Raw genomic sequence first — 8,343 nt, 5'->3', positions numbered from 1 at the left:
CCGGCCGCCAACGGCTCCTGGAACAGGATGGTGTCGCGCAGCGCGCGGAAGTGATTGACCGCCTCGGTGAAAGCGGCCAGGCTCTTCGTCCGGGCCGGCGATTCCGCCGCGATCGATTCGTAGGCGATGAGCGCGGCGTCGACCTTGGCGTCTGCCGCGGTGACAGCGTCCCGGCCCTGCTTCTTGGCGGCGGCGTCCGCCCCGTTCTGGTAGATGAGGGTGCCGCGGAGCCCGTCCGCGATGCCGGACCGCAGCTCGGTGATCTGTTGCAGGCTGTCCACGTGCTCGGACTTCATGCGCGCGAGGTCGCTGCTCATCTCCGAGATCCGATAGATGCCGAGCCCGCCGACCACCACGGCGACGATCGCCATCGCGGCCACCGCGACCACGTTCTTCACCGCGAGGCTCCGGTCGGCCAGCAGGCCGGCGATCGGGTTGCGCTTCACCGTGACCTGATCGGCGTCGCTCAGCAGTGCATTCGGCATCCCCGCCCACCTTCCGCTCGCGATGAATCATCGCTCCAAGAGCGGAGGAAGTGGGGCAAAACGCGAAAGCTGGTCAGACGATGGCGAGCCGGATCAGCTCGGCATCGCCATGGCGCCAGCCCTCGACGACCACAGCGACATAGCGGGCCTTATCGCCCAGCGGGGTGTAAACGACGCCGTAACTCGACGCCTCCACCCGTACCGGCCGTCGGCGGCCCCGCGACCAGGTCAGCCGCACGTCCGAGACCGCGACGACGGCGCCCAGGTCAACGACCATCCGGCCGGACTCGCCCGGCCGCCACGCGGTCCGCGGGTCGCCGTCGACCGCCTGGGCGGGCGACGTCATGCCGGCCGGCAGCGGTGAGGTCGGGAACGTGGTCCGGCCCAGGGCCAGGTCCGCGGTCGGGGTCACCGGCCCCGCCCCCGGCACGACGACGTCGCGGGACCGGCCGGCCCGCACCCAGAGCTTCGAGGACCACGATCCGGCCCGGACCGTGACCACGACCTTGCGGCCGGCGGGCGCCGTGACGGTCAGGTGGTGCGAGTCGGCCACCTCGAACCGGGTGCCGTCCGGCACCGCCTCGTCGAGGGTGAAGCGGGCCGGTTCGACGGCCGCCGTGCCGCCCGCCAGGCTGACCGTCCAGTCCAGACCCTTGCGGCGAACCACCTGAACGCCCCGGTAGAGCCGGCGGGTGGAAGGGATGTGGACGGCGACGGCTGTCACCGGGCGGGCCGTGAGATTGAAGACGCTGAGATAGCCGTCGGCGTCACTGATCAGCAGGCCGCGGCCGGCCGGCAGCCGGCGGGCGGCGAGCGCGGCGAGATCGGTTCGGCGGCCCGCGTATCCCTCGATGATCGGCGCCGGCGCGGTCACGCCGGTCGCACTCACCACGATTTTGCGCTTCGCGCCGGGCGTGACGATGCCCGCCCGGCCATCGATGTCGACCCAGCCCGCGGCCGACCGGGTCTCCGGGACGGCCGCGGCATCGGTCCAGGTCAGGCCGTCGACCGAGGTCTGGATCACATAGCTCTTGCCGTACGCGGCCTCCCAGGAGATCCGCGCCCCGGCCACCTGTACGGCCGAACCCAGGTCGACGGCGAGCCAGCTGTCCGCCCGCCCCCGTTCCTCCCGGGCGACCGCCCAGCGGGTGTCCGGATTGCCGTCGGTGACGTTCCGCGCCGGATTCCAGATGTCCTCGGACGACGCGGTCGGCATCGCACCCTGGGCCAGGTCGGCGCCGCTGACGTCGAGCACGGCGAAGGTCCAGACCGAATAGCCGTACTCGGTGCCGGGCTCGCGGCCCAGCATCCGCACCCAGCGGGCGTCGCGCGGGGTGAAGGTGATGTCCCCGCTGGGCCGCTCACGAAGCACCGCCGCGCCGGTCGGCATGGTGAACAAGCGGCTGCCGAAGAGACCGGGCATGCCGGGCATCAGGAGATTGAAGAGGGTCAGCCGCCCCTCGCCGGGCAGGCCGGTGCTCGCGTAGACGACCGTGCCCGTCGGCAGGGTGGCGAACCCCGCCCGGCCGCCCTCGACGGCCAGCACGGTGGCGGTCGCGTCGACGCCGTCGCGGACCTTGCTCCACGCCCTGGTCCAGCGGGCCACCGGGGCGCTGCCCTCGGGCAGGAAGGCCGGCTCGCGGGTGTCGATCAGCCAGTTGTCGTGACCCGGCTGCCAGAGGAAGTTGACGAAGCCGGCCTTCGTGACCGCCGCGGCGAAGGCCCGCTCCGACTGGTGTGCGGTCAGGCCGACGTCCCGGCCGAAGTCCCGGGTGCCGCTCGCCCGGCGGAAGAACGCGGCCTTGCTCACCGGCTGCACCGGCTGGGCGCGCAGCCGGTGGAAGAGGTACGAGATCGCCAGCTCGGCGCGGGCCTCCGGCTCGTACTTGTCCTCGCCGCTGAACTTGGTCAGCTGGAACACCGGCTCGTGCCGCAGGTAGGGCATCAGGCGTTCCGCCAGGTCCGCCTCCGCGCGCGCCGCGTCGCGGTCGCCCTGGACCTGGGCGAGGAACGCCAGCGGAAGGATGTCGCGGCCGTACAGGTGGTAGCGGTCGGCCACCATCGGCATCACCGGCTCGCCGGCGTCGCTGGCCAGCAGGCGCAGCGTGGCCCAGAGCTGCTCGCCGTTGGGCTGGTGGGTGAGCACCTCGGGCAGCGGCCGGCCGGCGACCATGAAGTGGATCGCCGCGCGACCCGCCGTCCGCCAGAGCTCGGCCTGGTAGTGCGGGTTGACGGCGTCGTGGTTCTCCACGATGAAGGAGTCGTGCAGGTTGTGCGCGCGGGCCAGCTGGTCGATCCGCCGGCCGTCCACGACGGCGGGATTGGCCAGGTCGGCGGCGGGCAGGCCGCTCGCGTTCGCCGCCCAGAGCAGGAGCCGCTCCCGCCAGCCCTCGGTGGCCTCGTCGGCTCCGGCCCAGGCGAGACCGGGCGCGATGGCCTGGGCGTAGACGCCCATCTCCTCGAGCTTGGTGTCGCCGCGCCAGCCGCCGTTGGTGCCGTTGGGTGACCAGTCGCCGCTGAGCGGGTCGTCCTCGGAGCCCAGGGCGTACGCGTAGGAGGCCTGGCCCACGGCGATCAGCTGCACGTTATGCCGGGTCTGTGCGTCCAGGTCCGTCCAGAGCAGCCGCGCGGCGAGCACGAAATACAGCTCGAAGGTGGAGTCCCAGAAGAGCTGACGGCCCCACTCGGTGCCGCCGGCGAACCGGTTGGTGGCGGCGAAGCGCTGGATCGTGGCGACCGTCTTGAGCCGCAGCGTGCCGGCATCGATCTCGGCCAGCCGGGCGTCGTAGTCGTCCAGGCCGAGCAGCACGGCGTTGCCCAGCACCGCGACGAACCGGAAGTCGGCCGCGCGGTATGCACCGATCTCGTCGTCCCACTGCTCCGTCACCCAACGGGTGTGCACATGCAGCAGCTCACGGTAGGTGTCGGCGACGGGATCGGGCGCGGCTGCAGACGCCGCCGCGGGCAGGCCGATGGCACCGCTGATGCCACCGATGCCGGCCAGCGCGAGAAGCTGGCGACGGGACAGCTCGAACAAGGGACCTCCACGGCAGAACAGGATGCCCTGGACAGCCTTCGCGTCTGCCCTAAAGACTGTCAAATCACCTTTTGGCCACGAGGGTTCTCGATGCGACCGAACAACCAGCATGCCCGAGCGGCGCGCCGATCGCCGTTCCCCGAGAGCCAGGTCACTGACCGAGGGGGAGAATCGGATCCATGTATGTGATCAGAGAGAAGTTCTTCTCCGTCGGCGACGACTTCGACGTGCTCGACGAGCACGGCACCAAACTGTTCCATGTCGACGGCAAGGTCCTCAGCGTCCGCGACAAGGTGGTCATCGAGGACATGTCCGGCGCCGAGGTGGCCAGCGTGCACCGGCACCTGGTGGCGCTGCGCCCGACGTACGAGATCCGGATCGGCGGCGAGAAGGCCGCCGAGGTCCGCAAGAAGCTCTTCACGCCGTTCCGGGACAAGTTCACGATCGACGTGCCGGGCCCGGGGGACCTGACGATGAAGGGCGATCTGCTCGATCACGAGTACGTCATCGAGCGTGACGGCCGGGACGTGGCCGCGGTGTCGAAGCGCTGGCTGACCATCCGCGACACGTACGCCGTGCAGGTCGAAGCGGGTGAGGACGCCCTGCTGATCATCGCAAGCGTGCTGGCCCTGGACCTGGCGCTGACCCGCGAGGAGAAGAAGGAAGAAGAGGAGAAGGAGAAGAAGCGGAACGACGACGAGTAACCCAACCGTCTACTGTGACTGTTCAGCTACATAAAGTGACTCATACTTTCGGCTAGTCATCCATGGTCCTCTCGGCTAGGGTCGTCATAACCGAACGGCCAAGCACGTGCGGGCGGCGGTGATCGCATTGATCGCCGTCGACCGTGGAGCGGATAGCGATACCTTGCCCGGCCGGGCCCGATGCAAACCGGGCCGGCTCTCCGGACAGGTGCTAGGAAGGACCACGAGATGACTGCCACTCAGACGGTTAAGGCTTCGGAGACGAAGTCGACGATCAGCGAGGCGCCGGCCGACAGCGCCGCCGATCTCCTGAACGCGATGGCTGCCATGCCCGTCGGCCACCCCTCCCGCGGATCGCTGCGGGACCGGGCGATCGAGGCCTGGCTGCCGCTGGCCCGCCACCTCGCCCACCGCTACTCCGGCCGCGGCGAACCCACCGACGACCTCATCCAGACCGCCAACGTCGGCCTGATCAAAGCCATCGACAAGTTCGACCCCGAACGCGGCGTCGACTTCGCCGGCTACGCCATCCCCACCATCATCGGCGAGATCAAACGCCACTTCCGCGACCGCACCTGGTCCGTCCGCGTGCCCCGCCGCCTGCAAGAGCTCCGCCTGGCCATCACCGAGGCCAACAGCACCCTGACCCACACCCTCGGCCGCAGCCCGACGGTCGCCGACATCTCCGTGCACCTCGGCGTCACCGAGGAAGAAGTCCTCGAAGGCCTCGAAGGCGCCCGCGCCTACAACGCCACCAGCCTGAGCACCCCGATCAGCGCCGACGGCACCACCGAGCTCGGCGACACCCTCGGCGCCGAAGACCACGAATTCGAACTCGCCGAGACCCGCGTCGCCCTCGGCCCCGCCCTGGCCATGCTCAGCGACCGCGAGCAGAAGATCCTCACCCTGCGCTTCTACGGCAACCTCACCCAGTCGCAGATCGCCGACCAGGTCGGCATCTCCCAGATGCACGTCAGCCGCCTCCTGACCCGGGCGCTGACCAAGCTGCGCGGTTCGCTCGCGGCTACGCTTTAGCGCTTTTTCCCGGTACGCGCAGCGTTGGGTCCCGTGGCACACCAGCCCGGCGGTGCCGTCCCGGCCTGGTCGTCGCCGCTATCCGGGCTTTCGGGCTTTCGGGTGAGTTGCGGTTGGTGGGTTGGACTTTCTTACGGTGGACGGCCGGGGCCGGGGATGACCACGCACTGCTGATGGAGCGCATGCAGTGCGTGGTCACCCCCGGCCCCGTCCTTGCCTGGGAGCCTCTTACGGCTGAGTGCTGGGTCCCGCGCGCCCTGGTTGCCAGCGCGGGCTGGGTGGTCACCTTTGCGGATCTGGTCTGGCTGCCGCGCTGTTGTGGCGCCAGGGGATGGTGTCGGGCAGGCCTGGCTGGGTGGTGGGTCGTGCGACGCACCTCGCCGGTCACGGTGGCGGTCGGTTGCGGCCCGAACCTCACAGCCTGCCGGGTGCTGGCTGGGGGTGGGCAGTTGGTCAGATCTTGGAGACCGGAGGCGTGGCCCCGGTCCCGCACCTTGGGCCCGAACCTCACAGCTCACGTGTATCGCCGCCGATGGTCGCGACCTTGATGCGGGAGGGCGACCCCGTCTCGGTATGGATGCCCGCGGTGGTGGCTGTCCGGCTCTTGTGAGGAGGCGGCCGCTGCCCCCAGAAGGTGGCCCGTCCTGATCGCTGTTGCCGCCCGCGCGGGGCGTGGCGCGCAGATAGGTTCTCCGGCATGACTGTGCAGATCACGGCCGGGCAGTTCCACGCGGCCGACGGGGTTGAGGACTGGCGCTGCCTCTACCACCTGGTCTCGGCCCATTTCCGGACCGGCTCGCTGACCGGGGGCATCGCGCTCGTCGACGAGATCGGCCGGCTCGCGGGCGAGGCCGAGCAGGATTATCTCAACCTCGACCTGCGCCCCGCCGGCGTCACAGTGAACCTGAGTCGGCGCGACGTCGCGCTGGCCCGGCGGATCTCGGCCGCCGCCAGGGCACTGGACATCCCCGCCGACCCGACCGCTCCGCAGCTCGTCAACGTCACCCTCGACGCACTCGCCGGCGCGGACGTGCTGCCGTTCTGGCGGGTGCTGCTCGGCTACCGCCAGATCGGCGACGACTACCTGGCCGATCCGGCGCGCCGCGGCCCCGGCTTCGGGTCGCAGCAGCTGAACGCCGCGCGCCCGCACCGCAACCGCCTGCACCTCGATGTCGCCGTCCCGCACGATCAAGCCGAGGCCCGCGTGGCCGCCGCCCTGGCCGCGGGCGGCCACCTGGTCTCCGACGCGCACGCGCCGAAGTGGTGGGTCCTGGCCGACGCCGAGGGCAACGAGGCGTGCGTCGCCACCTGGGTCGGCCGCGAATAGCTGAACTGCTGGGGATGGCGGCCACCGGCTCCGGGGCATCGGCCGGCTGCCGCCAGCGCCTGGCGACCGCTTGACCCATCGATCATGAAGAGTCCCTGTCGCACTACTCTTCGAGCCATGGCCCTGCCACCCGATGAGTTCTATGACCATGCGATCACCGCTGCGGACAGCGCGCGCCGGCTTCCGTTGGCACGGATGACAGGGTGGGAGATCAGCCCGTTCGAGCCGGACGGACTGCGCGTCACGCCGCTGCGCCCGCCGGTTCTGCCCGAGCCGCCGCGGCATGGCGAGCATCCCGAAGACTGCAACTCGTGCCGTCGCCGGGACCATGGGATCTGGTTCAACGAACGCTGGCGGCTCACCCAGATCGGCGGAGTCGGCGTGCCGTTGGTGCTGATGCTGCACCCGCTCGATCACTACGACCTGCCGGACCTGCCCGATGACCTGGCCGCCGAGTTGGGGGTGCTGACCGCACACCTCGCTCGCCACATGCAGGCACTGCCGCACATCTCGCGGGCCCACGTCTACCGCATCGGCGATGGTGGCGCACACCTGCATGTCTGGTTCTTCGCCCGGCCCGAAGGGCAGGCCCAGCTGTACGGGTCGTGGCTGGTGATCTGGGACGACCTCCTGCCGGAATACCCCGCGGACGTAGCCGAAGTGGACGCGGCGATCGTGGCAGACGCCCTGGTCGCCTCCTACGGAGGCCACCGGTCACCCACCGGCCAACCGCCCGTCGATCCCGGGCGACCGGATCAGACGGCGATGGTCCCCGAACCAAGATGACCGTCCGGACGTGGATGATCATGGCTCAGCCCCTGAACGGCGAGGTCTACGTTCCACACCTCGGGCAGAGGGCAGTATCCGGTCGACTGGTTGCTGACCTCCTCGGCCCTCCAGCGCTGTATCGCGCAGTTGCCACCGCGGCCGAGGGGCGGATCGGCGGGGCGGCGCCGATCGGCACCGGCCGCCTACCGGCTGGGGATACGTGAGATGAAGGCGCAGACGAACAAGGTGGTGGCCGCGACGATGCACGCCACCACGAGGGCGAAGCGAGTGATGTCGTTGTCGATCTCCCAGGAGCCGGCCACAACCAGGATCGTGGCGATAGTGCTGAGAAAGCCCCCTCCCGCATAGAGAACGGCTTTTGCCACACCCGAATTGTGGTCGGATTGGTGGTGGGCGGGCCCAGTGGCTGGTGTCATGGGTCGATCTCCCCCTGATGCTGATACGAAGGTCGAGAAAGGCCGGCACGATAGCGACTTGTCGCACACGGACCGAGCTTTCCCGCGTTGCCGACAACACCTAAACGCGTGGTCGCCGGCCACGCGACGTGATTGACGAAAAGTCTCCCGACTTTCTTCGCACCATGGCACCCATCGAGGGATCCCCGGAACCGGCGACCGAGTGTCAGAAACCTGGTTCCGGCGGCGTATTAGCAGGTCACGCCGGTCCTCCAGGCACCGGAGGGCCCGACGGGCGCGGGCCGGTCCTTGATGCCCAGACAGCCCAGCAACGGCCGCAGATCGTTCGGAGAGATCGAGACGTCGTCGCTCTCGACGCGGTTGATTCTGGCGGGGTCACTTCGATTCCCGCCCGAATGCGAGAACGAATTAATAGGCAGCGGCAATCGCCCCGCCCGGGTGCCGTCCGCAACCGACCGCCACCGTGACCGGCGAGGTGCGTCGCACGACCCACTACCCAGCCAGGCCTGCCCGACACCATCCCCTGGCGCCACAACAGCGCGGCAGCCAG

At 69.9% G+C, this 8,343-nt stretch carries 7 protein-coding genes; 4 read left to right on the top strand and 3 right to left on the bottom strand.

Features of this window, described 5'->3' with window-relative positions; translation table 11 throughout:
* Together DMB66_RS51510 and DMB66_RS51505 are read right to left on the bottom strand one after the other, a co-directional pair.
* Positions 1 to 485, bottom strand: a 485-nt coding sequence (locus DMB66_RS51510) for an MCP four helix bundle domain-containing protein (protein WP_199753135.1), incomplete at its 3' end; no start/stop codon positions are given.
* Positions 486 to 558: 73 nt separating this feature from the next.
* On the bottom strand, positions 559 to 3,522 hold the full coding sequence (locus DMB66_RS51505; RefSeq protein WP_125811409.1) for a discoidin domain-containing protein: 2,964 nt from the start codon (positions 3,520 to 3,522) through the stop codon (positions 559 to 561).
* A gap of 179 nt (positions 3,523 to 3,701) precedes the next feature.
* Between DMB66_RS51505 and DMB66_RS51500 the strand changes: the two genes are divergently transcribed.
* The 4 genes from DMB66_RS51500 (at position 3,702) to DMB66_RS51485 (ending at position 7,374) form a co-directional block, all read left to right on the top strand.
* Positions 3,702 to 4,226 carry an LURP-one-related/scramblase family protein gene (locus tag DMB66_RS51500; protein ID WP_125811408.1) on the top strand — a complete coding sequence of 175 codons (525 nt, stop codon included), beginning with the start codon at positions 3,702 to 3,704 and terminating at the stop codon, positions 4,224 to 4,226.
* A 228-nt stretch (positions 4,227 to 4,454) separates the two neighbouring features.
* A complete protein-coding gene (locus DMB66_RS51495) occupies positions 4,455 to 5,261 on the top strand; it encodes a SigB/SigF/SigG family RNA polymerase sigma factor (RefSeq protein ID WP_125811407.1) in 807 nt (268 codons plus the stop codon).
* A gap of 697 nt (positions 5,262 to 5,958) precedes the next feature.
* The gene (locus tag DMB66_RS51490) at positions 5,959 to 6,588 is read left to right on the top strand and encodes a VOC family protein (RefSeq protein WP_125811406.1); all 630 of its coding nucleotides are present in this window, start codon (positions 5,959 to 5,961) and stop codon (positions 6,586 to 6,588) included.
* A gap of 117 nt (positions 6,589 to 6,705) precedes the next feature.
* Positions 6,706 to 7,374, top strand: coding sequence for a hypothetical protein (locus DMB66_RS51485; RefSeq protein ID WP_125811405.1), 669 nt, complete (start codon positions 6,706 to 6,708; stop codon positions 7,372 to 7,374).
* A gap of 185 nt (positions 7,375 to 7,559) precedes the next feature.
* Here the strand turns inward: DMB66_RS51485 and DMB66_RS51480 are convergent, their stop codons facing one another.
* Positions 7,560 to 7,742: a hypothetical protein gene (locus tag DMB66_RS51480; RefSeq protein WP_125811404.1), complete on the bottom strand. Its 183-nt coding sequence runs from the start codon at positions 7,740 to 7,742 to the stop codon at positions 7,560 to 7,562.
* Between the last annotated feature and the right edge of the window lie 601 nt (positions 7,743 to 8,343).

It is taken from the genome of Actinoplanes sp. ATCC 53533, from assembly GCF_003947245.1.
This window is presented reverse-complemented; position numbering and strand designations above follow the sequence as displayed.